Genomic DNA, 26932 nt, shown 5'->3' with positions numbered 1-26932 from the left:
CTAATGGAGGCTTTTTCATGAAGATCTACAAAGTTGGCGGCGCAGTGCGCGACCGCTTGCTGGGCATCGACGTCACTGACATTGACCGCGTCGTTGTCGGCGCGACCACCGAAGAGATGCTGGCCAAGGGGTTCAAGCCTGTCGGCGCTGATTTTCCGGTATTTCTGGACCCAAAGAACGGCGACGAATACGCCCTCGCCCGCACCGAACGCAAGAGTGGCCGGGGTTATGGCGGCTTTGTGTTCCATGCAAGCCCAGAAGTTACGCTGGAAGAAGACCTGATTCGCCGCGACCTGACCATCAATGCCATGGCGGAGGACGATGACGGCAACCTGATCGACCCTTACAACGGCCAGCAAGACCTGAAAGCCCGCGTCCTGCGCCATGTTTCCCCGGCGTTCGCCGAAGATCCCCTGCGAGTGCTCCGCGTAGCAAGGTTCGCCGCGCGTTATGCACATCTGGGTTTCAAAGTCGCACCGCAAACCCTCGCGCTAATGCGCCAACTCAGCGAGTCCGGAGAACTGGAAGCTCTGACCCCTGAACGCAGTTGGAAGGAAATCTCCCGCGCATTAATGGAAGATCAGCCTCAGGTGTTTATTCAGGTACTGCGCGACTGCAACGCGCTGAAAACCCTGATGCCTGAAGTCGACGCCCTGTTCGGCGTACCGCAGCCCGAGGCACACCATCCTGAAATCGACACCGGCGTGCATACCCTCAGCGTGCTGGAACAGGCCGCTCTGCATCGGCAACCGTTGACCGTTCGCTGGGCCTGCTTGCTCCACGATCTGGGTAAAGGTCTGACACCTGTGGATAAGTTGCCGCAGCACATTGCCCACGAGCATAGGGGGCTGAAGCTAATCAAGGCGGTCAATGAACGCTTCAAAGTGCCGCGGGACTGCCAGGAGCTGGCGCTGCTGGTCGGCCAATATCACACCCACGGCCATCGCGCCCTGGAGCTGAAAGCCTCAACACTGCTGGAGTTGTTGCAGAGTTTTGACGTGTATCGCCGGCCGCAGCGTTTCGAAGAGTTCGTGGTCGCCTGCGAAATGGACGCCCGTGGTCGCAAAGGCCTTGAGCAACGCAGTTATCCACAGGCGGATTATCTGCGCGGTGCGGCGCAAGCGGCACGTAGCGTTGCGGTGGCGCCGCTGCTGGAGAAAGGTTTCAAGGGCCCTGAACTGGGTGAAGCGCTCAAGCGGGAAAGACTCAAGACACTCAAGGCTTACAAGGAACAGCGCGCTTTATAACAGCGCGCTCGGCGTCAATGGCTGGCCCCGCCATTCAAATGCAACCGGCGCCAGCACCTGATCGATATGCGAATCGCGCCATAAGTGCGCCATCGTCTTGCCCGCTTCGGGGTGTAGGCGATCCGGCGCCATCAATGACAGCGGCCATAACACAAAGGCGTTTTTCAGGATTTCCGCTCGCGGCAGCACCAAACCGTCAAAGTTGCCCACCAGTTCGCCGTACAACAGCACATCGATATCCAGGGGCAACCCTTTGCGATCCGGCGCATAGCGACCGTTATCCGCTTCAATCAACTTCAGTCGGCGATCCAGCTCCTTCAACGGCAGGTCGGTATACGCCGACACCACCAGGTTGAAGAACGGCCCGCTCTTGATACCGACCGGCTGGCTCTCGAACACTGCCGAACAGCGTACATCCACCAGAAAGCCCGCCAGCGCATCCAGCCCCGCGCGCAAGTGGCGTTCGCGCTCGATATTGCTGCCAAGGCCAAGGTAAATCTGAGTTAGCGACATCCGCGCTCGATCTCCACGCCGACACCCTTGGCGGCCGGGACGGCTCCGGGCTTGGTCAATTTGAGGTGCAGCCAGGGAATCTGGAATTCGCCCATCAAGACTTCGGCCAGACGCTCGGCAAAGGTTTCCACCAACTGGAACTGGGATTGCTCGGCGAACGCCTGGATCCGTGCGGATACGCTCGCGTAGTCCAGCGCCAGGGTCAGGTCGTCACCGGCCGCGGCCGGGCGATTGTCCCAGGCGAAGCTCAGGTCCAGACGCAGGCATTGTCGGATGCCGCGCTCCCAGTCGTAGGCCCCGATCACGGTGTCGACTTCCAGGCCTTCGATAAACACTCTGTCCAAGCACTCTTCTCCGCAGCACGACAAGGGCGCGATGCCCCGTTAGAATCAGGGCGTCCTCGCCCGGAATAGTTAGCATGTTTTGGTCACTGGCGATTCTCGCCTACCTGCTCGGCTCGCTGTCCTTCGCCATTTTGCTCAGCCGCCTGACGGGAAATCCCGATCCGCGAATGGGTGGCTCCGGCAATGCCGGCGCTACCAATATGCTGCGTCTGGCCGGCAAAAAACTTGCGGTCCTGACATTACTAGGCGATGTGTGCAAAGGCCTGTTGCCCGTGCTGATCGCCAGCCTTGCCGGCCTGACCCTGCAACAACAGGCCTGGGTGGGCGTATGTGCCGTACTCGGCCATCTGTTTCCCTTGTACTTTCGCTTTCGCGGCGGCAAAGGTGTCGCTACGGCGGCCGGCATGCTGCTGGGGATCTACCCGCCGGCGGCGCTACTGGCCGTACTGGCCTGGCTGCTGACGTTCTACCTGACCCGCACCAGCTCGCTGGCAGCGCTGATCGCCACGCCCCTGACCTTGCCGTTGCTGGCCTGGCAGGAACCGGCGGCGCTATTACCGATGAGCGTGTTGACGCTGCTGATCGTCTGGCGCCATCGCGGCAATTTACGCGACCTGTTTGCTGGGCGCGAACGGCATTTTTAAATACCGGTTCACACCCCCGTTACAAAGGCGACAACTGCTCCATCGGCCAGCGCGCCTGCACGCTGATCGCCAGGCTTTCATGCTGCCCCGCCTGCAAACGCTGGCAACCGGCATAGGCAATCATCGCGCCATTATCGGTGCAGAATTCAGGGCGGGCGTAGAACACATCGCCCTTCATATCGCCGAGCATTTTTTCCAGAGAACTGCGCAACGCCTTGTTGGCGCTGACGCCGCCGGCGATCACCAGACGTTTCATGCCCGCTTGCTTGAGGGCGCGCTTGCACTTGATGGTCAAAGTCTCCACCACGGCCTGCTGGAACGCCAGCGCGATGTCGCAACGGACTTGTTCGCTGTCGTCCCCGGCGCTGATGCTTTGCTGCCAGGTATTGAGCGCGGAGGTTTTCAAGCCGCTGAAGCTGAACATCAGGCCCGGGCGATCGCACATGGGCCGCGGGAACGTGTAGCGACCGGCGACGCCCTTTTCGGCGAGGCGGGCGATTTCCGGTCCACCGGGATAATTGAGGCCCATCATCTTGGCGGTCTTGTCGAAAGCTTCGCCGGCCGCATCATCCAAGGACTCGCCGAGGAGGGTGTATTGGCCGATGCCGTCCACCTGAACCAGCTGCGTATGACCGCCGGATACCAACAAAGCGACGAACGGGAACTGTGGCGGTGCTTTTTCCAGCATCGGGGCCAATAAATGGCCTTCCATATGGTGCACTCCGAGGGCCGGAATGCCCCAGGCGAAAGCCAATGCCTGGGCGCAAGAGGCCCCAACCAGCAGGGCTCCGACCAATCCAGGGCCGGCGGTGTAGGCAATCGCGTCAATCTCGGTCGGCACACAACCGGCCTCGGCCAACACCTGGCGAATCAGCGGCAGCATGCGCTTGACGTGATCACGACTGGCAAGTTCCGGCACCACGCCGCCATAGGCGCGATGCAAGTCGATCTGACTGAACAGTGCGTCGGCCAAAAGCCCGCGTTCACTGTCGTAAAGTGCGACACCGGTTTCGTCGCAGGAGGTTTCAAGTCCCAGTACTAGCATGGGTTTGCGCCTTGTAGAGGCTGAATTCGAAGGCGCGCATAATAGTCGCCGCTCCACTTCCCGACTAGCGGTTTTCGATCAGAGGCTTTGCATTCCGGGCAATGAGGGGTTAACATCCGCAACCCTTAAAAACCGACGACCTCAGCCGTGAATTGTTTGCGACGAGAACGTTGATCCCGGTAATGAAAGAAGGTAGCTCTGGATGCCAGCCGTCAAAGTTAAAGAGAACGAACCCTTCGACGTAGCTCTGCGTCGTTTCAAGCGCTCCTGCGAAAAAGCCGGTGTACTGGCTGAAGTTCGTAGCCGCGAATTTTACGAGAAGCCAACTTCTGAGCGTAAGCGTAAAGCAGCAGCCGCTGTTAAGCGTCACGCCAAGAAAGTTCAGCGCGAACAGCGCCGCGCCGTTCGTCTGTACTAATACACAGACGATCGTAGCAAGCTTCTGCCAAGCCCGGCCCTCAGCCGGGCTAATGGCATTTGCGGATAACGCTTGATGCTTCATCGTCGACGCCGCACATGCGACCGAGACACTGCTTCACACGTCAGGACTGGCTCTTCTGCCAGCGGTGCACGTCTCTTCTGACGAGCCTAACAAGGCTACTGACGAGCACACTTATTTTTATAAACAGGCGATCGACCGTGTCGGCTGTGCCCATCACCGAGCTTCCGAGGCCACCATTGGCCAAGACCGGATGCCTGGGCGACATTTCCAAGCCGAAGACTGATAGACACTAACGTCAGCGAATGTTCGGCAGATACACTTCCTGACAGTCCAAGCAGAGAATTGATGATCAAGCCACCTGACGTGCGCTTGAATACTTCATGGGCCCTCATTTACACGCAGTGATGACGAGAACGCCATGGCCGGGCTAATTCCCCAGAGCTTTATTGACGACCTTCTGAACCGCACCGACATCGTCGATGTTGTCAGCTCGCGCCTGCAAATGAAGAAAGCCGGCAAGAACTACACCGCCTGCTGCCCATTTCACAAAGAAAAGACCCCATCCTTCAGCGTCAGCCCCGACAAGCAGTTCTACTACTGCTTCGGCTGTGGCGCAGGCGGCAATGCCCTCGGCTTTATCATGGACCACGACAACCTGGACTTCCCCCAGGCCGTCGAGGAACTGGCCAAAGCCGCCGGCATGGAAATCCCCCGCGAAGAAAGTGGCCGCCCGCACAAACCGCGACAGCCCACCGATTCGCCGCTGTACCCGCTGCTGACGGCCGCTGCCGACTTTTATCGTCAGGCGCTTAAAAGCCACCCACAGCGTAAAGCGGCCGTTGACTACCTCAAGGGGCGCGGCCTCACCGGTGAAATCGCCCGCGACTTCGGGCTTGGCTTCGCCCCACCGGGGTGGGACAACCTGTACAAACACCTGAGCAGCGACACCCTGCAACAGAAAGCCATGATTGACGCCGGCCTACTGGTGGAAAACGCCGAGACCGGCAAGCGCTATGACCGTTTTCGCGATCGAGTGATGTTCCCGATCCGCGACAGCCGCGGACGGATCATCGCTTTCGGTGGCCGCGTACTCGGCGACGATAAACCCAAGTACCTGAACTCCCCGGAAACGCCGGTCTTCCACAAAGGCCAGGAGTTGTACGGGCTGTTCGAGGCGCGCAAAAACAACCGCAACCTTGACGAAATCATCGTGGTTGAAGGTTACATGGACGTAATCGCCCTCGCCCAACAAGGCCTGCGCAACGCCGTCGCCACCTTGGGTACCGCCACCAGCGAAGAGCACATGAAACGCCTGTTTCGCGTGGTGCCCAGCGTATTGTTCTGCTTCGATGGCGATCAGGCTGGCCGCAATGCGGCTTGGCGCGCACTCGAAGCCACACTGTCGAGCCTGCAAGATGGCCGACGCGCACGCTTCCTGTTCTTGCCCGAAGGCGAAGACCCGGACACCCTGGTGCGTTCCGAAGGCACCGACGCCTTCCGCGCACGCATCAATCAACACGCGCAGCCGCTGGCGGACTATTTCTTCCAACAACTGACTGAAGAAGCCGACCCGCGCTCCCTCGAAGGCAAGGCCCACATGGCCACCCTCGCAGCGCCGCTGATCGACAAAGTGCCCGGCGCTAACCTGCGCACCTTGATGCGCCAGCGCCTTTTGGAAATCACCGGACTCAGCGGCGAAGCCGTGAGCCAACTGGTCCATAACGCACCGCAGGATACCCCGCCCGCCTACGACCCCGGCATGGACTATGACGCCATGCCTGACTATGCCGACTTCCATCCACAGCAGGAGGCATATGCCCCGCAGCAGGAATGGATACCAAAAAAACCCGGCGCCGGCGGCAAGAAGTGGGACAACAAGAAACCCTGGAACAAGAACGGTAAACGCGGTGATCGCGATGAGGCATATGCCCCGCGCACCCCGGTCGCTGTAGAAGCGCCAACGCTGATTGCCCTGCGCACACTAATTCACCACCCGCAATTGGCGGGCAAGGTTGAAAGTGCGGATCATTTTGCCAACGAGAGCAACACTTACGCCCAGGTACTGATCGCACTGATCGAGGCGATGCAGAAAAATCCTAAGCTAAACTCCATTCAGCTGATGGCTCGTTGGCATGGCACCGAACAAGGCCGACTGTTGAAAGCGCTCGCGGAAAAGGAGTGGCTAATTGACGGCGATAACCTTGAACAACAGTTTTTAGACACCATTACTAGGTTATCCGCGGGTCAGCATACGCAGACCCTCGATGAACTTATCAAGAGAGCAAGGCAGCCTGGATTATCGGCTGAAGAGCAAATTCAGATAGCAAAACAGATGCGCGACCTCTTAAAACAGAATGTTTCCGCATCAAACCCGACCTCAGCTGGCGTGTGAGGTCATAGCTCGGGTATAATCCTCGGCTTGTTTTTTGCCCGCCAAGACCTTCAGTGGATAGGGTGTTATGTCCGGAAAAGCGCAACAGCAGTCTCGTATCAAAGAGTTGATCACACTGGGTCGTGAGCAGGGTTACCTGACTTACGCGGAGGTCAACGACCACCTGCCTGAGGATATTTCAGATCCAGAGCAGGTGGAAGACATCATCCGCATGATTAACGACATGGGGATCAACGTATTCGAAACTGCGCCAGATAAGGATTCCCTTATGCTGGCCGACGCCGATACCGACGAAGCCGCCGCTGAAGAAGCTGCCGCCGCGTTGGCTGCGGTGGAGACCGATATCGGTCGCACGACGGACCCTGTGCGCATGTATATGCGTGAAATGGGTACGGTCGAGCTGCTGACACGTGAAGGCGAAATTGAAATCGCCAAACGTATCGAAGAGGGCATCCGTGAAGTGATGGGCGCAATCGCGCACTTCCCAGGCACGGTTGACCACATTCTCTCCGAGTACACCCGTGTGACCACCGAAGGTGGCCGCCTCTCCGACGTCCTGAGCGGTTACATCGACCCGGATGACGGCATTGCGCCGCCTGCCGCCGAAGTGCCACCGCCTGTCGATGCGAAAGCCGCGAAAGCCGACGACGATTCCGATGACGACGATGCTGAAGCCAGCAGCGACGATGAAGAAGAAGTCGAAAGCGGTCCGGACCCGATCATCGCTGCCCAGCGCTTCGGTGCGGTTTCCGATCAAATGGAAATCACCCGCAAGGCCCTGAAAAAGCACGGTCGCGCCAACAAGCAGGCCATTGCCGAGCTGCTGGCACTGGCTGAGCTGTTCATGCCGATCAAGCTGGTACCGAAGCAATTCGAAGGCTTGGTTGAACGCGTTCGCAGCGCTCTTGAGCGCCTGCGTGCACAAGAGCGTGCAATTATGCAGCTCTGTGTTCGTGATGCACGCATGCCGCGTACAGACTTCCTGCGCCAGTTCCCGGGCAACGAAGTGGACGAAAGCTGGACCGACGCACTGGCCAAAGGCAAAGCGAAGTACGCTGAAGCCATCGGTCGCCTGCAACCGGACATCATTCGTTGCCAGCAGAAGCTGAGCGCGCTTGAGGCCGAAACCGGTCTGACGATTGCCGAGATCAAGGACATCAACCGTCGCATGTCGATCGGTGAGGCCAAGGCCCGCCGCGCGAAGAAAGAGATGGTTGAAGCCAACTTGCGTCTGGTGATCTCCATCGCCAAGAAGTACACCAACCGTGGCCTGCAATTCCTCGACCTGATCCAGGAAGGCAACATCGGCTTGATGAAGGCTGTGGACAAGTTCGAATACCGTCGCGGCTACAAGTTCTCGACTTATGCTACCTGGTGGATCCGTCAGGCGATCACTCGCTCGATCGCCGACCAGGCCCGCACCATCCGTATTCCGGTGCACATGATCGAGACCATCAACAAGCTCAACCGTATTTCCCGGCAGATGCTGCAGGAAATGGGTCGCGAACCGACCCCGGAAGAGCTGGGCGAACGCATGGAAATGCCTGAGGATAAAATCCGCAAGGTATTGAAGATCGCTAAAGAGCCGATCTCCATGGAAACCCCGATTGGTGATGACGAAGACTCCCACCTGGGTGACTTCATCGAAGACTCGACCATGCAGTCGCCAATCGATGTCGCCACCGTTGAGAGCCTTAAAGAAGCGACTCGCGATGTACTGTCCGGCCTCACTGCCCGTGAAGCCAAGGTACTGCGCATGCGTTTCGGCATCGACATGAATACCGACCACACCCTTGAGGAAGTCGGTAAGCAGTTTGACGTGACCCGCGAGCGGATCCGTCAAATCGAAGCCAAGGCGTTGCGCAAGTTGCGCCACCCGACGCGAAGCGAGCATCTACGCTCCTTCCTCGACGAGTGATACCAGAACCCCCGGCCCAGGCCGGGGGTTTTGTTTTGCCCAGATAAAAATCCCCGCTTCACCCCTCCTGAGAAATGCCCGTCTACACTCGAAACATTCCCCGTGCCATAACGAGACCGTTATGCCCAGTTTGCCGACCGTGATACTGCTGTCGCTGCTGACCTGGACCGCAACGGCTGGCGCGTTGACTCTCACTGAAGATGAGCGTGGCTGGTTGGCGGACCATCAGGAGCTGCGCTTGGGGGTGGACACTTCGTGGCCTCCCTTCGAATATCGTGACGAGAATGGCCACTACCAGGGCCTGGCTGCGGACTATGTGCGCCTGATTCAGGATCGCCTGGGCATCAAGATTAAACTGATCGAGCCGGCGAGCTGGGGCCAGGTGTTGGAGCAGGCTCGAAACAGTCAACTCGATCTCATACCGGGCGTCATGTCCACACCGGAGCGCCAGAACTTCCTGGCCTTCACTCGACCTTACATCGACTTTCCAATGGTCATCCTTGCTCACGAAGGTGGGACGCGCCCGCGCACGCTCAAGGAGCTCTATGGGTTAAAAATTGCCGTAGTGGAAAACTACGCCCCCCATGAATTACTGCGTACCCATCATCCCGATCTCAATCTGGTCGCCTTGCCCAATGTCAGCTCCACGCTCCAGGCGCTGGCCACCGGAAAGGTGGACGCCGTAGTCAGCGACCTGGCCTCCAGCGTCTGGAGTCTGCGCGAACTCAAACTTGAAGGCTTATATGTCAGTGGTGAAACGCCCTACCGCTACCAACTGGCGATGGGGGTACCACGGAACGACAAGATACTGGTGAGCATCCTCGACAAAGTACTGGCGGACCTCAGCCCTGACGAAACCAGCGCGATCCAGCAACACTGGGTGGGTAATTTCTCGGATAACCGCACTTTCTGGAACGATCTGCTGCTATACGGCCTGCCCGCACTGCCGTTGATGAGCGCCGTATTGATCATCGCGATTCGGATCAATCGCCGGCTCAGTTCGGAGATTTCCCGCCGCGTCGCGCTTGAACAAGAACTGCGCAGTAGCGAATACCACTACCGCAGCCTGGTGGAGAGTTTGTCGGCCATTGCCTGGGAAGCCAGCATCGCTGATTTTACCTACAGCTATGTGTCCCCCCACGCCGAGGAACTGCTGGGCTATCCCCGCGCCCATTGGCTGATTCCAGGGTTCTGGCGCAACATCATCCACCCCGCCGATCTGACCCGCACCGAAGCCTATTGCCACCGTGAAACCCGCGCCAAGCGCGATCACAGCGTTGACTACCGCGTAATCACTGCCGACGGCCGCTGCCTGTGGGTACGCGACATCGTTAGCCTGATCGAACACGGCCATGAGCCCGTCCTGCGCGGCTTGATGATTGATATCAGCGAAGCCAAGCGCACCGAAGAGGCGCTGCAGCTGTCCGAGCAGAAGTTCGCTTCGGTGTTCCAACAATGCCCGGACATATTAGTAATCGCCCGTTTCAGCGATGGTTGCCTGCTAGAGGTCAATAAAGCGTTTGAAGACCAGATCGGCTTAAGCGCTGCTCAAGTACTGGGTAAAACCGCCACTGAATTGAACATTTGGGGCATCGACGACGCAGGGCCCGACTTGCTGCATCGGGTGCAGACCACCAGCATTCGCAATCTGGAAATGTCCTTTCGACGCAGCAACGGCCAAGCCTTCACCGGGCTGATTTCCGCGGAGCCATTCCAGCTCGACATGGTGGAAGCCATCGTCGTGGTGGTGCGCGACATCACCCAGCTCAAGGAAACCCAGCAACAGCTGCAAACCTCCGAGGAGAAATTCGCCAAGGCCTTTCATGCCTCGCCCGATGGCTTGCTGCTCAGCCGCCAGCGCGACGGGCTGCTGATTGAGTTCAACGAAGGTTTCAGTCGCCTCACCGGTTTCACCGCCGCCACGTCCATCGATCAGACCGCCTTGGAGCTGGGCATCTGGGTCGACCTCAATGAACGCAAACACCTGTTGGAACTGATGCGCCGCGACGGGTTTGTGCGCGATTTCATCTGTCATATCCGCCGTGCCGACGGCCTGATACGTCTGTGCGAATTGTCCAGCCGCCCGCTACCCATTGGCGACGAGGACTGCATGCTCACCATTGCCCGGGACATCACTGAACGCCAGCTGATGCAAGAAAAGCTGCAGCAGGCCGCCACTGTGTTCGAGAGCACCGCTGAAGGCGTACTGATTACCGACACTCGGCAGAACATCATCGCCGTCAACCGCGCCTTCAGCGAGATCACCGGCTACAGCGAGGCCGAAGCACTTGGCCAAACACCACGCTTGCTGGCCTCCGGTCTGCATGACAGTGCCTTCTATGCGGCGATGTGGCATCAGTTGACCTCTCACGGCCATTGGCAGGGCGAGATTTCCAACCGGCGCAAGAGCAGCGAGCTGTACCCCAGTTGGTTGACCATCAGCGCCGTGCGTAACCGCGAGAATGTCGTCACTCACTTCGTGGCGGTGTTCGCCGATATCTCCAGCCTCAAACTGGCCCAGGCCCGACTCGACTACCAAGCTCATCATGACCCCCTTACCGGCCTGCCGAATCGCACGCTGTTTGAAAACCGGCTACAAGCCGCGCTCAACGGCCATCAGCAAACCGGCAAACAAGGCGCTGTGCTGTTCCTCGACCTCGACCGCTTCAAGCACATCAATGACAGTCTCGGCCACCCTGTCGGCGACCTGCTGCTTAAAGGCATCGCGCTGCGCCTCAAGGAGCAACTGCGCGACATCGACACCGTCGCGCGTCTGGGCGGCGACGAATTCATCATCCTGTTACCCGGCCTGCAACATGAAGGCGATGCCGAGCACTTGGCCAATAAACTGCTGGCATGCTTCACGCCGCCGTTTCAGGCCGGCGAGCATGAGTTCTTTATCAGCGCCAGCATCGGCACCAGCCTCTATCCCCAGGACGGCACCGACGTCGCCACTCTGGTCAAGAACGCCGATGCCGCGATGTACCGCTCCAAGGCCAAGGGGCGTAATCGTGTCGAATGCTATACCCGCGACCTCACGGTTCAAGCCAAGGAGCGCGTAGCCTTGGAACATGAGCTGCGCCGCGCCATCGAACGCAATGAGTGCAGCCTCTATTACCAACCCAAACTCTGCCTGAAGACCCACGCCCTGATCGGCGCCGAAGCCTTGATCCGCTGGCACCACCCAACCTTTGGCGACGTGCCGCCCGAACACTTCATCCCGCTCGCTGAAGAGAACGGCATGATCCTGCAAATCGGCGACTGGGTGCTGGAACAAGCCTGCCGCCAACTTCACGCCTGGCAAGGCACGTTCGATGATTTCGGCCCGCTGTCGGTCAACCTCGCCGGCGCACAGTTGCGTCATCCCAACCTGCTGCCGCGCATCGAACAACTGCTGCACGACTACCGCCTGGAGCCCGGCTGCCTGCAACTGGAGATCACCGAAAACTTCATCATGAGCCAGGCCGAAGAAGCCCTCGATGTGCTGCACGAACTCAAACGTTTGGGCGTCCAACTGGCGATCGACGACTTCGGCACTGGGTATTCCTCCCTCAGCTACCTCAAACGCTTGCCGCTGGACTTCCTTAAGATCGACCAATCCTTCGTCCGCGGCCTGCCCGATGACCCCCACGACGTTGCCATCGTGCGCGCCATCATCGCCCTGGGCCACAGCATGCAATTCACCATCATTGCCGAAGGCGTGGAAAACCCCGCACAACAAGCCTTCCTTGCCGACGAAGGCTGCGAACAGATGCAAGGCTACATCGTCAGCCTGCCTTTGCCGCCGGAGCTTTTTGCCGCCACGTTCCTTCGTATGACAGTTGAGGACTTTTCGGATAGCACAGCGAGGAAACCATCGCTATAATCCGCGACCTGTTAAGGGCCTATAGCTCAGTTGGTCAGAGCAGAGGACTCATAATCCTTTGGTCCACGGTTCAAGTCCGTGTGGGCCCACCAACTCCAAAGCCGCGCATTGCGCGGCTTTCGCGTATCTGGCGTTTGATAAATAGCAGCCAATAATCTCAAAAAGCCTGACACCGTCCACAAAACGTCCATAGCTCACTTGGCAAACAACTGCCCAATATCTTTGAACGCCTTGAATTCCAGTGCATTCCCGCACGGATCAAACAGGAACAACGTGGCCTGCTCCCCCACCTGCCCCTTGAAGCGAATATGCGGTTCCAGCACGAACTTCGTCTGCCTGGCTTGCAGGCGCTCGGCCAGGGCATGCCAGTCTTCCCACCCCAACACCACACCAAAATGCGGCACGGGCACGTTGTGGCCATCGACTGCGTTAGTGTGCGCCGCTTGCTGGGACGCGGTCTGCGGGTGTTCGTGGATCACCAGTTGATGGCCGAAGAAGTTGAAGTCGACCCAGTGTTCGCTGGAACGCCCTTCCTCCAGGCCGAAGACCTCACGGTAGAAGTACCGCGCGGCCGCCAGATCGAATACAGGAATTGCCAGGTGAAAAGGAGCGAGTGCCATCAGGTCAACCCTCTTTTGGATTTTTGAATGCCTGGGAGTTTAGCCTTGCTCCCGCCGATGAAAAGACGATAGTTTTCGCGCCGAGCTCAAATAATTTCGATGATTTAAGGGGCCGAAGCTGCGCGAGTCGCAGCCCTCGTCTCGGTCTCTCGCCATGGCACCTTTGCGGCCACCAGGCTACTTGCTGGCCGGCGCAAGCCTGTAACATGCCCGCCCATCGCCGCCTTCACTGGAGTTCTGCCCTTGTCTGTCCTGGATGAAATCGATCGCCAACTGATCGCCGCGCTGCAGATCAATGCCCGCGAAAGCGTGGCCATGCTGGCCCGCCAACTGGGCATCGCGCGCACCACGGTCACCTCGCGCCTGGCGCGCCTGGAGAAAACCCAAGTGATCACCGGTTATGGCGTGCGCCTGGGCCAGCGCGTGGTGGATGGCGGCCTGCAGGCCTATGTTGGCATCACCGTACAGCCGCGCTCCGGTAAAGAAGTACTGCGCAGGCTCAGCGCCATGGCTCAGGTGCAACAGCTGTGCGCGGTGAGCGGCGAGTTCGATTATGTGGCGTGGTTGCGCACCGATTCGCCGGAACAGTTGGACCAACTGCTGGACCAGATCGGCAGCGTCGACGGTGTGGAGAAAACCACCACGTCGATCATCCTCAGTAACAAATTGGATCGCGGCCAGCCAATTTGACTAATCATCTCGTCATATTGACTAAAATCAATCCAATCCGACGACACATTGCGTCTTATTAACGATCACAACCGTCCCTAAACTGGCTGCCATCTTTTCCTATACTCAGCGGGTCGCGTCCCGCCAAGCCGTCAGTAAGGTCAGCCATGAGCATTCCGTCCAGCACCATCAGCAAGACCAATCGCCACCCTGCCGACGGCAAAAAACCCATCACCATCTTTGGCCCGGACTTTCCGTTTGCATTCGATGACTGGATTGAACATCCGGCCGGCCTGGGCAGCATTCCCGCCGAACACCATGGCGCCGAGGTGGCGATCGTCGGCGCCGGCATCGCCGGGCTGGTTGCGGCTTACGAGCTGATGAAGCTGGGCCTCAAACCGGTGGTGTATGAAGCCTCGAAAATGGGCGGCCGCTTGCGTTCCCAGGCGTTTGAAGGGGCCGAAGGCATCATTGCCGAACTCGGCGGCATGCGCTTCCCGGTGTCGTCCACCGCGTTCTACCACTATGTAGACAAACTGGGTCTGGACACCAAACCGTTCCCCAACCCACTGACACCCGCCTCCGGCAGTACCGTGATCGACCTTGAAGGTCAGACCCACTACGCACAAAAATTGTCGGATCTGCCGGCCCTGTTCCAGGAAGTGGCTGACGCCTGGGCCGATGCGCTGGAGGCCGGTTCGCAGTTCGGCGATATCCAGCAGGCCATCCGCGACCGCGACGTACCGCGCCTCAAGGCCCTGTGGAACAAGCTGGTGCCGTTGTGGGACGACCGCACGTTTTATGATTTTGTCGCCACTTCCAAAGCCTTCGCCAAACTGTCGTTTCACCACCGCGAAGTGTTCGGCCAGGTCGGTTTCGGCACCGGAGGCTGGGACTCGGACTTCCCCAACTCGATGTTGGAGATATTCCGCGTGGTGATGACCAACTGCGACGACCACCAGCACCTGGTGGTCGGCGGCGTGGCCCAGGTGCCCATGGGCATCTGGCGCCATGTGCCGGAACGTTGCGCCCACTGGCCGGCCGGCACCAGCCTCAGCACACTGCACCGTGGCGCGCCACGGGCTGGGGTCAAGCGTATCGCCCACGCCGCCAATGGCCGCTTTGCCGTCACCGACACCTACGGCGACACCCGCGAATACGCTGCCGTGCTGACCACCTGCCAGAGCTGGCTGCTGACCACCCAGATCGAGTGCGATGAAACCCTGTTCTCGCAAAAGATGTGGATGGCACTGGACCGCACTCGCTACATGCAGTCCTCGAAAACCTTCGTGATGGTCGACCGCCCGTTCTGGAAGGACAAAGATCCGGAAACCGGCCGTGACCTGATGAGCATGACCCTCACCGACCGTCTGACCCGGGGCACTTACCTGTTCGACAATGGCGACGACAAGCCTGGGGTGATCTGCCTGTCCTACTCGTGGATGAGCGATGCGCTGAAGATGCTGCCGCAGCCCATCGATAAACGGGTGAAACTGGCCCTGGACGCGTTGAGCAAGATCTACCCGAAAGTCGACATCAAGGCGCGCATCATCGGCGACCCGATCACCGTGTCCTGGGAGGCCGACCCGCATTTCCTCGGTGCCTTCAAAGGCGCGCTGCCTGGGCACTATCGTTATAACCAGCGCATGTATGCGCATTTTATGCAAAAGGACATGCCTGCCGAACAACGCGGGATCTTCATCGCCGGGGACGACGTGTCCTGGACACCCGCGTGGGTGGAAGGCGCGGTACAAACCTCACTGAATGCCGTATGGGGCATCATGAATCACTTTGGCGGTCGCACTCACCCCGAAAACCCGGGGCCAGGTGATGTGTTCGACGAGATCGGACCAATCGCCCTCGCCGATTAAGGAGCCAGGCCATGCGTGTCGCGATCTACCAATGCCCACCGCTGCCGCTGGATGTGGCCGCGAACCTCAAACGCTTGCACACCGTGGCGCACGAGGCGTCCGGCAGCGCCGATGTGCTGGTGCTGCCGGAGATGTTTCTGACCGGCTATAACATCGGGGCCAAAGCCGCCGGGGCGCTGGCCGAAGCGCCGGACGGGGACTCGGCGCAAGCGATTGCCAAGCTGGCGCAAAACGCCGGCCTGGCCATCCTGTATGGCTACCCGGAACGGGCCAATGACGGGCAGATCTACAACGCCGTGCAACTGATCGACGCCAACGGTCAGCGCCTGTGCAATTACCGCAAGACTCATTTGTTCGGCGATCTGGACCACTCGATGTTCAGTGCCGGGGACGATGATTTCCCGCTGGTGGAACTCAACGGCTGGAGGCTCGGGATGCTGATCTGTTACGACTTGGAGTTCCCGGAAAACACCCGGCGCCTGGCCCTGGCCGGCGCCGAACTGATTCTGGTGCCCACCGCGAATATGGTGCCGTTCGATTTCGTCGCCGACGTAACCGTGCGAGCGCGGGCCTTCGAGAACCAGTGCTACGTGGCTTACGCCAACTACTGCGGGAACGAAGAGGACATTCACTATTGCGGGCAGAGCAGCCTGGCAGCACCGAATGGCGAGCGCATCGCCCTCGCAGGTCTGGATGAGGCCTTGATTGTCGGCACCCTGGATCACCAGGCAATCCTCAACGCGCGCATGGCCAATGACTATTTGCAGGACCGTCGCCCCGAGCTGTACGGCACGCTGCACAAGCCCTGATCCCGCAGGTTTGCTAGCATGAGCGCTTCCCACGCTTTGGAAGTGCCCATGCCCGCCCCGGCCTACCCTCACCCTGCCACCCTGACTCTGGCCAACGGCCTGCGTGTCACCCTGCACGCTGCACCCCATTTAAAGCGCTGCGCCGCTGTGGTGCGGGTGGCCGCCGGTAGCCATGATGCGCCCTTGGCGTGGCCGGGGTTGGCGCACTTTCTGGAACACCTGTTGTTCCTGGGGACTGAGCGCTTTCCGACAGGCGAAGGGCTGATGACCTACGTGCAGCAGCATGGCGGACAGGTCAACGCCAGCACCCGTGAACGCACCACCGAATTTTTCTTCGAACTGCCGGTGTCGAACGTTGCACAAGGGCTGGAGCGGTTGGCGGATATGCTGGCGCGCCCACGCCTGGCACTGGACGATCAGCTACGGGAGCGCGAAGTGCTGCAAGCGGAGTTCGTGGCCTGGTCCCAAGACGCCAAGGCCCAGCAGCAAGTGGCCTTGCTCGAAGGTGTGGCGAACGGTCATCCGCTGCGCGACTTCCATGCCGGCAACCGGGACAGCCTGCCGTTGGAAACCGAGGCCTTTCAGCAAGGCTTGAGGACATTTCACGCGCAGTTCTATCAGAGCGGGCAGATGACACTGAGCCTGGCCGGTCCCCAACCGCTGGATCAACTCCAAGCCCTGGCGCACCGCTTCGGCGAAATCATCGTCCCCGGTTCCGGACAATCACAGGTGGCACCACCAGCCCTGATGCAAAGCCAGCCCCAGGGTTATCGCCATGTCGCCGGACAGCATCTGCACCACGTCATCGCCTGCAACGCACCACGCGAAGCCCTGGAGTTCCTGTGCACCTGGCTCAACAACCCAGCGCCCGGCGGCCTATTGGCCGAACTGCAAGCCCAAGGCCTGGCCACCGCGTTGCACGCCAGCGTGCTCTATCACTTCGCCGGGCAGGCGCTGTTGGACATCGACGTTACGCTCAGCCAGCCAGGCGAGCCGGCAGCTCAGGTTGAAGCGTTGCTGCACGACTGGCTGGGCTTTTTCGCACACAGTGATTGGACGTCACTGCGCGAAGAGTTCGCCCGATTGACCGCGCGCCAGCGGCAGGTCCAGGGCGCATTGGCCCTGGCCCGCAACGACCGCGAAGCCCTGTCGGATCAGGACATCACCGCGCTGCGCACGCTGCTGGATTCACTGCACCTGCCATGCGCTCGGCACTTATGGCAACTGCCCCCCCACAACCCCTTCCTGCGCCCACCGGTCAAAGACCAACGCGCCGGCTTGATTCGTGGCCAGACCAGCGCCCATCGCGGCTTGCGCACCTTTGCCCAGGACCGCTCGCGGGGCCGTAGGGATGCAGCCGCGCTGACCTTCAGCCAGGCCCTACCCATAGACAGCCAGGAAGGTGCGCTGTACTTGAACTGGCGATTTGACTCGCGCGCGCCGTCCGGGCTGGAAGGTGCGCTGCATGCTTTGAGCGAAAACGCTCGCCAAGCGGGGCTTGAGTTGACCGTTGAAACGATCGGCCATGATTGGCGGGTCAGTCTGGTCGGGCTTCACGCGCTCATGCCGACGGTACTTGAAGCGTTAGCGCAAAATCTGACGCAAGCACAGGAAACACCCGACACCACGCCGCCGCTGCTCGCCATTCGTACGCTGCTTAAAGCGCTGCCCGCCTGCTGCGCAGAGACCACGGCCGCAGATGCACATGACACCGTGTCCTGGAACACCGCGCGTTGGCATGGGCTGGGAGTAGGTTTGCCGCCGGCGTGCGAGGCGCTGATAAAGACAGCGGCCGCGCGACTGCCGGGGCAACCGACGAGCATTGAACGCCACACCCGAGACCTCAAAGGCCAACGCGTATGGCATGAGGTCAACACTGACGCCAGCGAAGCAGCCCTGCTGCTGTTCTGTCCGACACCCAGCCCTTCCCTGGCGGATGAAGCCGCGTGGCGCCTGCTCGCTCATCGGGTCCAGGGGCCGTTTTACCAACGCCTGCGGGTGGAACAGCAGATCGGCTACGCCGTGTTCAGTGGTATCCGACAGATCAGCGGGCAGACCGGCCTGTTGTTTGGCGTGCAATCGCCCCATCTGTCGCTGGATGAAATTGTGCAGCAGCTGCACAGTTTCCTGGAGCAGCTGCCTGAGCTGATCGAAGACGACACCGACTTGGGCAACGCGGCCCTGGCGCAGCAGTTCGCTGTCGATACCCTCCCCACCGCACAGGCGTCGCAACTGATTTGGCACTCGCACCTGGCGGGCCATCCGTCGGATTATCTCGCGCTGCTTCAACGACATATCCGTGACTGCACGCACGCAGACCTGCAGCGCGCCGCTCAGCAGCTGAACCACGCCGCTGGTGGCTGGCACTGCGTGGCCAACGGCCCACACACAGCGAACGCTTGACCTCTCAATAACTGATCATTGCCGCCCCTGTAACAGCCTTTTTCCACCAAGACAGCGCTAACTTGAAAAGAATTAAGTAACATTCCCACGCACGCATCTGAACATCTCCGACAGGAGGTGGACTATATGTATTACTTGGTAGTAAACGTCCCATCCCTTCGTAGGAGTAAGAATATGACCTGGTCCAAACCTGCTTACACTGATCTGCGCATCGGTTTCGAAGTCACCATGTACTTCGCCAGCCGTTAATCCGCTGGGTATTACAACGCCTCGGTTCGCCCGGGGCGTTTTTGTTTTGAGCTTTGCTTGATGGAGCGACCATGTTTGTCCAGATCCTAGGTTCCGCCGCCGGCGGCGGTTTCCCGCAGTGGAACTGCAATTGCGTGAACTGCGCAGGCTTTCGTGACGGCAGCCTGCGGGCCCAAGCGCGCACCCAGTCGTCCATCGCGATTTCCGATGACGGCGTCAATTGGGTGCTGTGCAATGCCTCGCCGGATATTCGTGCGCAACTGCAAGGCTTCGCGCCCATGCAACCGGGCCGCGCCCTGCGTGACACCGGCATCAGCGCGATCATCCTGATGGACAGCCAGATCGACCACACCACCGGCCTGCTGAGCCTGCGCGAGGGCTGCCCGCATCAAGTGTGGTGCACCGACATGGTCCACGAGGACCTGAGCAGCGGCTTCCCGTTGTTCACCATGCTGACCCATTGGAACGGCGGCCTGGCCTGGAACCGTATCGAGCTGGATGCAAGCTTCACCATCCCGGCTTGCCCCAACCTGCGTTTCACTCCGCTGCCGTTGCGCAGCGCGGCGCCGCCCTACTCGCCGCACCGATTCGACCCACACCCGGGCGACAATATCGGTCTGATCGTCGAAGACCTGCGCACCGGCGGCAAACTCTTCTATGCCCCGGGCCTGGGCAAAGTCGACGCGCCATTGCTCGACATCATGGCAAGCAGCGATTGCCTGCTGGTGGACGGCACGATGTGGGACGACGATGAAATGCAGCGCCGTGGCGTCGGCACCCGTACCGGCCGCGAGATGGGCCACCTGGCACAGAGCGGCCCCGGCGGCATGCTGGAAGTGCTTGAGCAGTTGCCACAGCAGCGCAAGGTGCTTATCCACATCAACAACACCAACCCAATCCTCGACGAAGATTCCCCCGAGCGGGCCGAGCTGGCGCGGCGCAATGTGGAAGTGGCTTACGACGGCATGAGCATTGAATTGTAGGAGCAAGCGAAATGACTGATACACCGCTGACGCGCGACGCATTCGAACAGGCCCTGCGGGCCAAGGGCGCCTTCTATCATATTCATCACCCCTACCATGTGGCGATGTACGAAGGCCGCGCCACCCGCGAGCAGATCCAAGGCTGGGTTGCCAACCGCTTCTACTACCAGGTGAACATTCCGCTGAAGGACGCCGCAATCCTGGCCAACTGCCCGGACCGTGAAATCCGTCGCGAGTGGATCCAGCGCCTGCTCGACCACGACGGCGCGCCCGGCGAAGACGGCGGCATCGAAGCCTGGCTGCGCCTGGGCCAGGCCGTGGGTCTGGACCCCGACCAACTGCGTTCCCAGGAACTGGTACTGCCCGGCGTGCGCTTTGCGGTGGACGCTTACGTCAATTTCGCCCGCCGCGCCAGCTGGCAGGAAGCGGCCAGCAGCTCGCTGACCGAACTGTTCGCGCCGCAGATCCACCAGTCGCGCCTCGACAGCTGGCCACAGCATTACCCATGGATAGACCCGGCCGGCTACGAATACTTCCGTACCCGTCTGGGCCAGGCTCGCCGCGATGTGGAACACGGTCTGGCGATTACGCTGCAGCACTACACCACCCGTGAGGGCCAGGAGCGCATGCTGGAAATTCTCCAGTTCAAACTGGACATTCTGTGGAGCATGCTGGACGCCATGAGCATGGCCTATGAACTGAACCGCCCGCCGTATCATAGCGTGACCGACCAGCGGGTGTGGCATAAAGGGATCACCCTATGAGCTTTGATCGCAGCAAGACACCCACCTGGCGTCCGGGTTATCGATTCCAATACGAGCCGGCGCAAAAGGGTCACGTGCTGCTCTATCCCGAGGGCATGATCAAGCTCAACGACAGCGCGGCGTTGATCGGGGGGTTGATCGACGGAGAGCGCGACGTCGCGGCGATCATCGCCGAGCTGGATAAACAGTTCCCCGGCGTGCCAGAGCTGGGTGACGACATCGAGCAATTCATGGAGGTCGCCCGTGCAGAGCACTGGATTACCCTTGCCTGAGAAACCGCCGATTGGTCTGCCGCTTTGGCTGTTGGCTGAGCTGACCTATCGTTGCCCGCTGCAATGTCCGTACTGCTCCAACCCCCTGGACTTCGCCGAGCAGGGCAAGGAGCTGAGCACTGAGCAATGGTTCAAGGTGTTTCGCGAAGCCCGCGAGATGGGCGCCGCGCAACTGGGATTTTCCGGGGGCGAACCGCTGGTGCGCCAAGACCTTGCGGAGCTGATCGGCGAAGCGCGCAGGCTGGGGTTCTATACCAACCTGATCACCTCCGGCATCGGCCTGACCGAGCAGAAGATCAGCGACTTCAAGAACGCCGGTCTGGATCATATCCAGATCAGCTTCCAGGCCAGCGACGAACAGGTGAACAACCTGCTGGCCGGCTCGAAAAAAGCATTTGCGCAAAAGCTGGAAATGGCCCGCGCGGTAAAGGCGCATGGCTATCCGATGGTGCTGAACTTCGTCACCCATCGGCACAACATCGACAAGATCGACCGCATTATCGAGCTGTGCATCGCCTTGGAAGCGGATTTCGTCGAACTCGCCACCTGCCAGTTCTATGGCTGGGCGCAGCTCAATCGTGTGGGTCTGTTGCCGACTCAGGAGCAACTGGTACGCGCCGAGCGCATTACCAATGAATACCGCGCCAAGCTCGAAGCCGAAGGCCATCCGTGCAAATTGATCTTCGTAACGCCGGACTACTATGAGGAGCGCCCGAAAGCCTGCATGAACGGCTGGGGCAGTATCTTTCTGACGGTGACGCCGGACGGCACTGCGCTGCCTTGTCACGGCGCCCGACAAATGCCGGTGCAATTTCCCAATGTGCGCGACCATAGCATGCAGCACATCTGGTACGACTCTTTCGGTTTCAATCGCTTTCGCGGCTACGACTGGATGCCCGAGCCGTGTCGTTCATGCGATGAGAAGGAAAAAGACTTCGGTGGCTGCCGCTGCCAGGCGTTCATGCTCACGGGCGATGCCAGCAATGCCGATCCGGTGTGCAGCAAGTCCGAGCATCACGGCATCATCCTCGACGCACGGGAAGAAGCCGAACACGCCACCCAGACCATCGAGCAACTGGCCTTCCGCAACGAGCGCAACTCACGGCTCATCGCGAAAGGCTGAAGCCTCAACGCTTGGCGATGATATACACCGCATGGACGATGCCTGGGATGTAACCGCACAGGGTCAGCAGAATATTCAGCCAGAACGCGCCGCCGAAACCTACCTGCAGGAACACACCCAATGGCGGCAACAGAATGGCGATGATGATACGAATGAAATCCATGGGTCAGCTCCAATCAATCGGCTCGTGCGAGCCGTGTAGCTAATCGACCTTGGGTGTTCGTGAGGGTTCAGTGGATCTGGCACGAAGCCATGCGTTAACGATCAGGCAAAAAAAACACCCCCAGCCAAAAGAATCAGGCTGGGGGCGTTGCGTATACCGCGAGACGGTTCAGGAATTGGGGTTAAACGGCAATGCCTTTGCGGCACTGCAATTGCGCGGTGCGCACGCGGGAGAAGGCGCGGGCCAGGCGCAGGAGCATTTCGTCGATGTTGCCTTTGCTCACGGTCAGCGCGGGGGTGAAGCGCAGGCAGTCGGGCTGTGGCGCGGTGAGGATCAGTCCTTCATGTAATGCCGCGTTGACCACTGCATCCGCGGAGTCTTCCGACAACGTCAGCCCCCATAGCAGGCCGTGGCCGCGCACGGCGCCATGGTTATAGCGGTAAGCCAGGCGAGCCAGGCCTTCGCTCAGATAGAGGCCGGTCTCACGCACCTGCTCAAGAAAACCGTGTTCCAGCACGCTGTTGAGAACGGCGACACCGGCCGCCGCCATCAGCGCATTGCCATGATGGGTGCCTTCCAGCTCGCCGACATCGAAGCAGCACGCGTTGCCACGCGCCAGCAGCGCCGCCAATGGCACGCCGCCGCCTAGGCCCTTGCCCAGGGTGATGATGTCGGCGCGCACGCCATAGTGCTGCTCGGCCAGTAGTGTTCCGCAACGGCCGATGCCGGTTTGCACTTCGTCGAGGATCAGCAAAATCCCCAACTCCCGGCACAGCCGTTCGACGCCCTTGAGGTAGTGCTCGCTGGCGGGCACCACGCCGGCGCCCTGGATCGGCTCAAGCATGATCGCCACCGTCTGAGCGTCCACCGCCGCGTGCAATGCCGGCAAGTCGTTGAATGGCACATGACTGAAGCCTGGCAATTGCGGCTCAAAGCGGTTTTCCTGGGCGCCCGACGAGGCGGCGAGTGCCGCGAAGCTGCGGCCATGTCGAGCGTTGCTCGCACTGATAATGCGATAGGCCCCGCCGCGGTGCAGTTGGCCCCACTTACGCGCCAGTTTGATGGCCGCTTCACACGCCTCCGCGCCGCTGTTAAGCAGGTAGGCCTGGTCGCTGCCCGTGCGATGGCACAAGCGTTCGACCAAGTTGAGTTGCGCACGGTTGTGCAGGGCCATGCCGGGATTGATCAATGCCTGGGTCTGGTCGGCCAGGGCGTTGATCAACACCTGCGGGCTGTGACCAAGGCTGTTGGCAGCATTGCCCTGACTGAAATCCAGATAGGCGCGGTCGTCGCTGTCCCACAACCAAGAGCCCTGGCCGCGTACGAACACTTGCGGGGGCTTAGCGACGGTGGGCATCAGCGCATCACTGGACGGTTCATCGGGCGTCGAATCCAGTACCAAGTCATCCAGGCTAGGCGCGGGCCGGCGTAAGGTAAACAGATTCACACTTCACCCCCGACAGCAAGCGGACATTGTCCACTCACGACTTGGATATTTTTTGAGTTGCCTATGTAAACGCTATTAAAAAGAACGCTGCTCATTGCACGATCCGGCCCTGTAAGCCCTGCGAATAGGCGCTAGACTAGGCGCCTCGGCGGCCTTCGGCCATTTCGTTTTTCCAGCTTTTTCGATAAGCAAACCTTATGGATTTTAAGCAACTGCGTTATTTCGTCGCGGTGTATGAAGAAGGCCATGTGGGGCGGGCCGCAGAACGTCTCTCGATCTCCCAGCCGGCGCTGTCGCAGCAGATCCGCCATCTGGAACAGCACTTGGACGTCAGCCTATTCGAACGCAGCAGCAAACGCCTGCTGCCGACGCTGGCGGCGCACACGCTGTATAACCATGCACTGCCGCTGATTGATGGCATGCAACACGCCGTCGAAGCGTTGCGCAACTTCAAAGGCCAGGCATTGCGCACGTTGGCCATCGGCGTGCTGCAGACCGTGCATACCAGCCTGGTGCCACAGATGCTCGAACGGGTGCGCAAGGCCCAACCGCATCTGGTGGTGCAGATCTACGAATTGACCGGGCTGGAGATTGAACGGCGACTGCTCAACGGCTCGCTGGACATCGGCATCAGCTACCTGCCGCCGCGTCAGCCGGGGTTGCAAGGCGTGTTGCTGTACGAAGATGAGCTGAAGGTGGTGATCCCTGAGGATCATCCTTTGCGGGAATTCAAGAAAGTGTCGCTGAAACAGGCGGCTGAGTTGCCGATGTTGCTGCTGGGGGAAGAGTTTCAGATCCGACAAATCTGGCAAGGCCAACTTGCTAACCTCGGGCGGCGCCCGCAGGTACAGGCCGAACTCAATACCATGGTGGGGATTCTCGACAGCTTGCCGCACACCCGGTTGGCCACCGTGCTGCCGGGACGCTCCCAGGACGAACACAACAGTCAGTCACTGCTGTGGAAACCATTGAGCGAACCACGGGTGCCCTTGAAAGTCGGCCTGGTGTGTCGCGATGTGCAGCGCCAACAGGCAACGATGGCCTTGTTGCGCACCTTGCTCGAAGACGTGATGAATGCCCCGCAGACGCCCGCCTGACTTTTTCGCGGGCAAAAGAAAACCCCGCCGAAGCGGGGCTTTGCAGACTGTTTCCCTGACATCCATTTCACTCCGCCGTCCTGGCAGAATCCTACGTGTCCGTGTTGTTGCTTTGCGCTTCCTGCGCGACGTCCATGTGAAGTAGATTATCGATGGATCCAATGTGGCGATAGAGGACGATTAGCAGCACGTCATGTAAGAGATTGCTTACACGCCCTCCAAGCCTTTAGAACTGGGCTTCATCCAGCAAAAATAGCGATTCGCTACCGGCTTTTACCGACGCACACAACGAGTGGATACGCGGCAGCAGGCGCGCAAAGTAGAAGCGTGCAGTGCCCAGTTTGCTGGCGTAGAAGTCGTCCTCGGTTTCCTTGCCCCATGCGGCCTTGGCCATGCGTGCCCACATATAGGCATAGGCCATGTAACCAAACGCATGCAAATACTCCACCGACGCCGCGCCGATTTCGTTCGGGTTGGTTTTGGCGCGATCAAGCACCCAGGCCGTCAGCTCATCCAGGTTATCCACCGCCGTATTCAGCGGACGGATGAACTCGCCCAGCTCAGCCCCGGCTGTCGCGGTGAACTGGCGAACCTCGTCGGCGAACAAACGATAGAACGCGCCGCCGCTGCCAACGATCTTGCGCCCCATCAAGTCCAGGGCCTGGATGCCATTGGTGCCTTCGTAGATTTGGGTGATGCGCACATCGCGCACCAATTGTTCCTGGCCCCATTCGCGAATGTAGCCATGGCCGCCAAACACTTGCTGACCCAGCACGGTGGTTTCCAGGCCCAAGTCGCTGAGGAACGCCTTGGCCACCGGCGTGAGCAAGGCCACCAGGTTGTCGGCGCGCTCGCGGGCGAGGGCATCGTCGCTGAACTTGGCGATATCCAATTGGGTGGCTACGTAGGTAGAGAACGCACGGCCACCTTCGTTCGACGCTTTCATGGTCAGCAGCATGCGACGCACGTCGGGATGGACGATGATCGGGTCGGCCACTTTGTCCTTGGCCTGGGCGCCGGTCGGCGCACGGCTTTGCAAGCGGTCACGCGCGTACTCGATGGCGTTCTGGTAGGAACGCTCACCGGACGCCAACCCCTGAATGCCTACGCCCAGACGCTCGTAGTTCATCATGGTGAACATCGCCGCCAGACCACGGTTAGGCTCGCCCACCAAATAACCCACGGCTTCGTCGAAGTTCATCACGCAGGTAGCGGACGCCTGGATGCCCATCTTGTGTTCGATGGAGCCGCAGCTCACTGGGTTACGCGCGCCCAGGCTGCCATCGGCATTGACCATAAACTTAGGCACCAGGAACAGCGAGATGCCCTTGGGACCGGCCGGCGCATCGGGCAACTTGGCCAACACCAGGTGGATGATGTTTTCGGTCAGGTCGTGCTCGCCGCCGGTGATAAAGATTTTGGTCCCGCTGACCTTGTAGGAACCGTCCGCCTGCGGCTCGGCCTTGGTGCGGATAATCCCCAGGTCGGTACCGGCATGGGCTTCGGTGAGGCACATGGAACCGGCCCACTCGCCGGAATACATCTTCGGCAGGTAGGTGGCTTTCAAGTCTTCGTTGGCGTGGGTCGCGATCGACACGCAGGCGCCGGAGGTCAGCATTGGGTACAGGCCGAACGCCAGGCTCGACGAGTTGATCATCTCTTCAACCTGGGCCGACACCGCCTTGGGCATGCCCATGCCGCCAAACGCGGGGTCGCCACCCACGCCCACCCAGCCGCCTTCGGCGTAGGTTTTATAGGCCTGTGGGAATCCATCCGGCGTCGATACCACCGTGTCCGCCCAGCGGCAACCTTGCTCATCGCCGCCGCGGCTGAGCGGGGCGATGCATTTGGCGGTGACTTTGCCGGCTTCTTCGAGGATCGCCTCAACGGTTTCGGCATCTACGCTGTCTGCCAACGCCGGCAACTGAGCCCAGGTGTTGGCGACGTCGAACACTTCGTTGAGGACGAAGCGCATATCCCGCAGCGGCGCTTTGTAATCAGCCATGGCAAACCTCGTTAGAACGTAAAAAGTGATTCGGTAGGATCGGTTTT

Annotated in this window: 23 protein-coding genes and 1 tRNA gene; 17 read left to right on the top strand and 7 right to left on the bottom strand. The window is 60.0% G+C overall.

Annotated elements, in window-relative coordinates; all coding sequences use genetic code 11:
* Window positions 1–17 precede the first annotated feature (17 nt).
* Complete coding sequence (locus tag ABX75_RS19860) at window positions 18–1247, top strand: multifunctional CCA addition/repair protein (RefSeq protein WP_034115278.1); 1230 nt, start codon at window positions 18–20, stop codon at window positions 1245–1247.
* Here ABX75_RS19860 and folK read toward each other — a convergent pair.
* Together folK and folB are read right to left on the bottom strand one after the other, a co-directional pair.
* Window positions 1242–1760, bottom strand: a complete 519-nt coding sequence (gene folK / locus ABX75_RS19855; protein WP_047882508.1) for a 2-amino-4-hydroxy-6-hydroxymethyldihydropteridine diphosphokinase — start codon at window positions 1758–1760, stop codon at window positions 1242–1244. The two genes, ABX75_RS19860 and folK, sit on opposite strands and share 6 nt — an antisense overlap.
* On the bottom strand, window positions 1751–2104 hold the full coding sequence (gene folB / locus ABX75_RS19850; RefSeq protein WP_034101080.1) for a dihydroneopterin aldolase: 354 nt from the start codon (window positions 2102–2104) through the stop codon (window positions 1751–1753). Before folB ends, folK begins: the two co-directional genes overlap by 10 nt.
* 74 nt (window positions 2105–2178) lie before the next feature.
* Here folB and plsY point away from each other — a divergent pair, with 74 nt between their 5' ends.
* Complete coding sequence (plsY, locus tag ABX75_RS19845) at window positions 2179–2748, top strand: glycerol-3-phosphate 1-O-acyltransferase PlsY (protein WP_034101082.1); 570 nt, start codon at window positions 2179–2181, stop codon at window positions 2746–2748.
* A gap of 19 nt (window positions 2749–2767) precedes the next feature.
* Here plsY and tsaD read toward each other — a convergent pair whose 3' ends face one another.
* The gene (tsaD, locus tag ABX75_RS19840) at window positions 2768–3793 is read right to left on the bottom strand and encodes a tRNA (adenosine(37)-N6)-threonylcarbamoyltransferase complex transferase subunit TsaD (RefSeq protein WP_034115280.1); all 1026 of its coding nucleotides are present in this window, start codon (window positions 3791–3793) and stop codon (window positions 2768–2770) included.
* A 202-nt stretch (window positions 3794–3995) separates the two neighbouring features.
* On the opposite strand from tsaD, the gene rpsU reads away from it, so the two are divergent.
* The 5 genes from rpsU to ABX75_RS19815 all read left to right on the top strand — a co-directional run bounded on the left by rpsU (window position 3996) and on the right by ABX75_RS19815 (window position 12502).
* Complete coding sequence (gene rpsU, locus ABX75_RS28630; protein ID WP_002551877.1) at window positions 3996–4211, top strand: 30S ribosomal protein S21; 216 nt, start codon at window positions 3996–3998, stop codon at window positions 4209–4211.
* A 442-nt stretch (window positions 4212–4653) separates the two neighbouring features.
* Window positions 4654–6627 carry a DNA primase gene (gene dnaG / locus ABX75_RS19830; protein WP_034101086.1) on the top strand — a complete coding sequence of 658 codons (1974 nt, stop codon included), beginning with the start codon at window positions 4654–4656 and terminating at the stop codon, window positions 6625–6627.
* Window positions 6628–6694: 67 nt separating this feature from the next.
* Window positions 6695–8545, top strand: coding sequence for an RNA polymerase sigma factor RpoD (gene rpoD, locus ABX75_RS19825; protein ID WP_034101087.1), 1851 nt, complete (start codon window positions 6695–6697; stop codon window positions 8543–8545).
* A gap of 121 nt (window positions 8546–8666) precedes the next feature.
* Window positions 8667–12410, top strand: coding sequence for a bifunctional diguanylate cyclase/phosphodiesterase (locus tag ABX75_RS19820; protein ID WP_047882507.1), 3744 nt, complete (start codon window positions 8667–8669; stop codon window positions 12408–12410).
* A 15-nt stretch (window positions 12411–12425) separates the two neighbouring features.
* Window positions 12426–12502 (top strand) — tRNA-Ile (locus ABX75_RS19815).
* Between the two features lie 102 nt (window positions 12503–12604).
* Here ABX75_RS19815 and ABX75_RS19810 read toward each other — a convergent pair.
* Complete coding sequence (locus tag ABX75_RS19810; RefSeq protein ID WP_047882506.1) at window positions 12605–13030, bottom strand: VOC family protein; 426 nt, start codon at window positions 13028–13030, stop codon at window positions 12605–12607.
* A gap of 243 nt (window positions 13031–13273) precedes the next feature.
* Between ABX75_RS19810 and ABX75_RS19805 the strand changes: the two genes are divergently transcribed.
* The 9 genes from ABX75_RS19805 (at window position 13274) to pqqE (ending at window position 22173) form a co-directional block, all read left to right on the top strand.
* Complete coding sequence (locus tag ABX75_RS19805) at window positions 13274–13720, top strand: Lrp/AsnC family transcriptional regulator (protein ID WP_034115283.1); 447 nt, start codon at window positions 13274–13276, stop codon at window positions 13718–13720.
* A 167-nt stretch (window positions 13721–13887) separates the two neighbouring features.
* The gene (locus ABX75_RS19800) at window positions 13888–15570 is read left to right on the top strand and encodes an NAD(P)/FAD-dependent oxidoreductase (RefSeq protein ID WP_034101758.1); all 1683 of its coding nucleotides are present in this window, start codon (window positions 13888–13890) and stop codon (window positions 15568–15570) included.
* An 11-nt stretch (window positions 15571–15581) separates the two neighbouring features.
* The gene (locus ABX75_RS19795; RefSeq protein ID WP_034101091.1) at window positions 15582–16379 is read left to right on the top strand and encodes a carbon-nitrogen hydrolase family protein; all 798 of its coding nucleotides are present in this window, start codon (window positions 15582–15584) and stop codon (window positions 16377–16379) included.
* 48 nt (window positions 16380–16427) lie between these two features.
* Window positions 16428–18782, top strand: a complete 2355-nt coding sequence (pqqF, locus tag ABX75_RS19790) for a pyrroloquinoline quinone biosynthesis protein PqqF (protein WP_047882505.1) — start codon at window positions 16428–16430, stop codon at window positions 18780–18782.
* 174 nt (window positions 18783–18956) lie between these two features.
* Window positions 18957–19031, top strand: a complete 75-nt coding sequence (gene pqqA / locus ABX75_RS19785) for a pyrroloquinoline quinone precursor peptide PqqA (protein ID WP_003194766.1) — start codon at window positions 18957–18959, stop codon at window positions 19029–19031.
* 71 nt (window positions 19032–19102) lie between these two features.
* Window positions 19103–20014 (top strand): pyrroloquinoline quinone biosynthesis protein PqqB, encoded by a 912-nt coding sequence (gene pqqB, locus ABX75_RS19780; protein ID WP_047882504.1) that lies wholly within the window; start codon window positions 19103–19105, stop codon window positions 20012–20014.
* An 11-nt stretch (window positions 20015–20025) separates the two neighbouring features.
* On the top strand, window positions 20026–20778 hold the full coding sequence (pqqC, locus tag ABX75_RS19775; protein ID WP_034115287.1) for a pyrroloquinoline-quinone synthase PqqC: 753 nt from the start codon (window positions 20026–20028) through the stop codon (window positions 20776–20778).
* Window positions 20775–21050 carry a pyrroloquinoline quinone biosynthesis peptide chaperone PqqD gene (pqqD, locus tag ABX75_RS19770; RefSeq protein WP_034101097.1) on the top strand — a complete coding sequence of 92 codons (276 nt, stop codon included), beginning with the start codon at window positions 20775–20777 and terminating at the stop codon, window positions 21048–21050. Before pqqC ends, pqqD begins: the two co-directional genes overlap by 4 nt.
* Window positions 21043–22173 carry a pyrroloquinoline quinone biosynthesis protein PqqE gene (gene pqqE / locus ABX75_RS19765; protein ID WP_047882503.1) on the top strand — a complete coding sequence of 377 codons (1131 nt, stop codon included), beginning with the start codon at window positions 21043–21045 and terminating at the stop codon, window positions 22171–22173. Before pqqD ends, pqqE begins: the two co-directional genes overlap by 8 nt.
* Window positions 22174–22177: 4 nt before the next feature.
* Here pqqE and ABX75_RS28625 read toward each other — a convergent pair whose 3' ends face one another.
* Entirely contained in the window at window positions 22178–22336 is a 159-nt protein-coding gene (locus ABX75_RS28625; RefSeq protein WP_003228885.1) for a YqaE/Pmp3 family membrane protein, read from the bottom strand.
* A gap of 181 nt (window positions 22337–22517) precedes the next feature.
* Window positions 22518–23783 (bottom strand): aspartate aminotransferase family protein, encoded by a 1266-nt coding sequence (locus ABX75_RS19755; protein WP_034101100.1) that lies wholly within the window; start codon window positions 23781–23783, stop codon window positions 22518–22520.
* Between the two features lie 197 nt (window positions 23784–23980).
* On the opposite strand from ABX75_RS19755, the gene ABX75_RS19750 reads away from it, so the two are divergent.
* Window positions 23981–24880, top strand: a complete 900-nt coding sequence (locus tag ABX75_RS19750) for a LysR family transcriptional regulator (protein WP_034101101.1) — start codon at window positions 23981–23983, stop codon at window positions 24878–24880.
* A gap of 226 nt (window positions 24881–25106) precedes the next feature.
* Here the strand turns inward: ABX75_RS19750 and ABX75_RS19745 are convergent, their stop codons facing one another.
* A complete protein-coding gene (locus ABX75_RS19745; RefSeq protein WP_047882502.1) occupies window positions 25107–26885 on the bottom strand; it encodes an acyl-CoA dehydrogenase C-terminal domain-containing protein in 1779 nt (592 codons plus the stop codon).
* Window positions 26886–26932 lie beyond the last annotated feature (47 nt).

It is taken from the genome of Pseudomonas sp. ARP3 (assembly GCF_001029595.1).
In the GTDB taxonomy this organism is placed as follows: Bacteria; Pseudomonadota; Gammaproteobacteria; order Pseudomonadales; family Pseudomonadaceae; genus Aquipseudomonas; species Aquipseudomonas rhodesiae.
This window is presented reverse-complemented; position numbering and strand designations above follow the sequence as displayed.

Bases quoted from the DNA above. Each gene is read 5' to 3' on its own strand.
- rpsU (WP_002551877.1), top strand. From the start codon at position 3,996: ATGCCAGCCGTCAAAGTTAAAGAGAACGAACCCTTCGACGTAGCTCTG.
- folK (WP_047882508.1), bottom strand. From the start codon at position 1,760: ATGTCGCTAACTCAGATTTACCTTGGCCTTGGCAGCAATATCGAGCGC.
- dnaG (WP_034101086.1), top strand. From the start codon at position 4,654: ATGGCCGGGCTAATTCCCCAGAGCTTTATTGACGACCTTCTGAACCGC.
- ABX75_RS19820 (WP_047882507.1), top strand. From the start codon at position 8,667: ATGCCCAGTTTGCCGACCGTGATACTGCTGTCGCTGCTGACCTGGACC.
- pqqC (WP_034115287.1), top strand. From the start codon at position 20,026: ATGACTGATACACCGCTGACGCGCGACGCATTCGAACAGGCCCTGCGG.
- ABX75_RS19745 (WP_047882502.1), bottom strand. From the start codon at position 26,885: ATGGCTGATTACAAAGCGCCGCTGCGGGATATGCGCTTCGTCCTCAAC.
- pqqF (WP_047882505.1), top strand. From the start codon at position 16,428: ATGCCCGCCCCGGCCTACCCTCACCCTGCCACCCTGACTCTGGCCAAC.
- rpoD (WP_034101087.1), top strand. From the start codon at position 6,695: ATGTCCGGAAAAGCGCAACAGCAGTCTCGTATCAAAGAGTTGATCACA.
- ABX75_RS19860 (WP_034115278.1), top strand. From the start codon at position 18: ATGAAGATCTACAAAGTTGGCGGCGCAGTGCGCGACCGCTTGCTGGGC.
- ABX75_RS19810 (WP_047882506.1), bottom strand. From the start codon at position 13,030: ATGGCACTCGCTCCTTTTCACCTGGCAATTCCTGTATTCGATCTGGCG.
- pqqB (WP_047882504.1), top strand. From the start codon at position 19,103: ATGTTTGTCCAGATCCTAGGTTCCGCCGCCGGCGGCGGTTTCCCGCAG.
- ABX75_RS19795 (WP_034101091.1), top strand. From the start codon at position 15,582: ATGCGTGTCGCGATCTACCAATGCCCACCGCTGCCGCTGGATGTGGCC.
- ABX75_RS28625 (WP_003228885.1), bottom strand. From the start codon at position 22,336: ATGGATTTCATTCGTATCATCATCGCCATTCTGTTGCCGCCATTGGGT.
- ABX75_RS19750 (WP_034101101.1), top strand. From the start codon at position 23,981: ATGGATTTTAAGCAACTGCGTTATTTCGTCGCGGTGTATGAAGAAGGC.
- pqqD (WP_034101097.1), top strand. From the start codon at position 20,775: ATGAGCTTTGATCGCAGCAAGACACCCACCTGGCGTCCGGGTTATCGA.
- plsY (WP_034101082.1), top strand. From the start codon at position 2,179: ATGTTTTGGTCACTGGCGATTCTCGCCTACCTGCTCGGCTCGCTGTCC.
- tsaD (WP_034115280.1), bottom strand. From the start codon at position 3,793: ATGCTAGTACTGGGACTTGAAACCTCCTGCGACGAAACCGGTGTCGCA.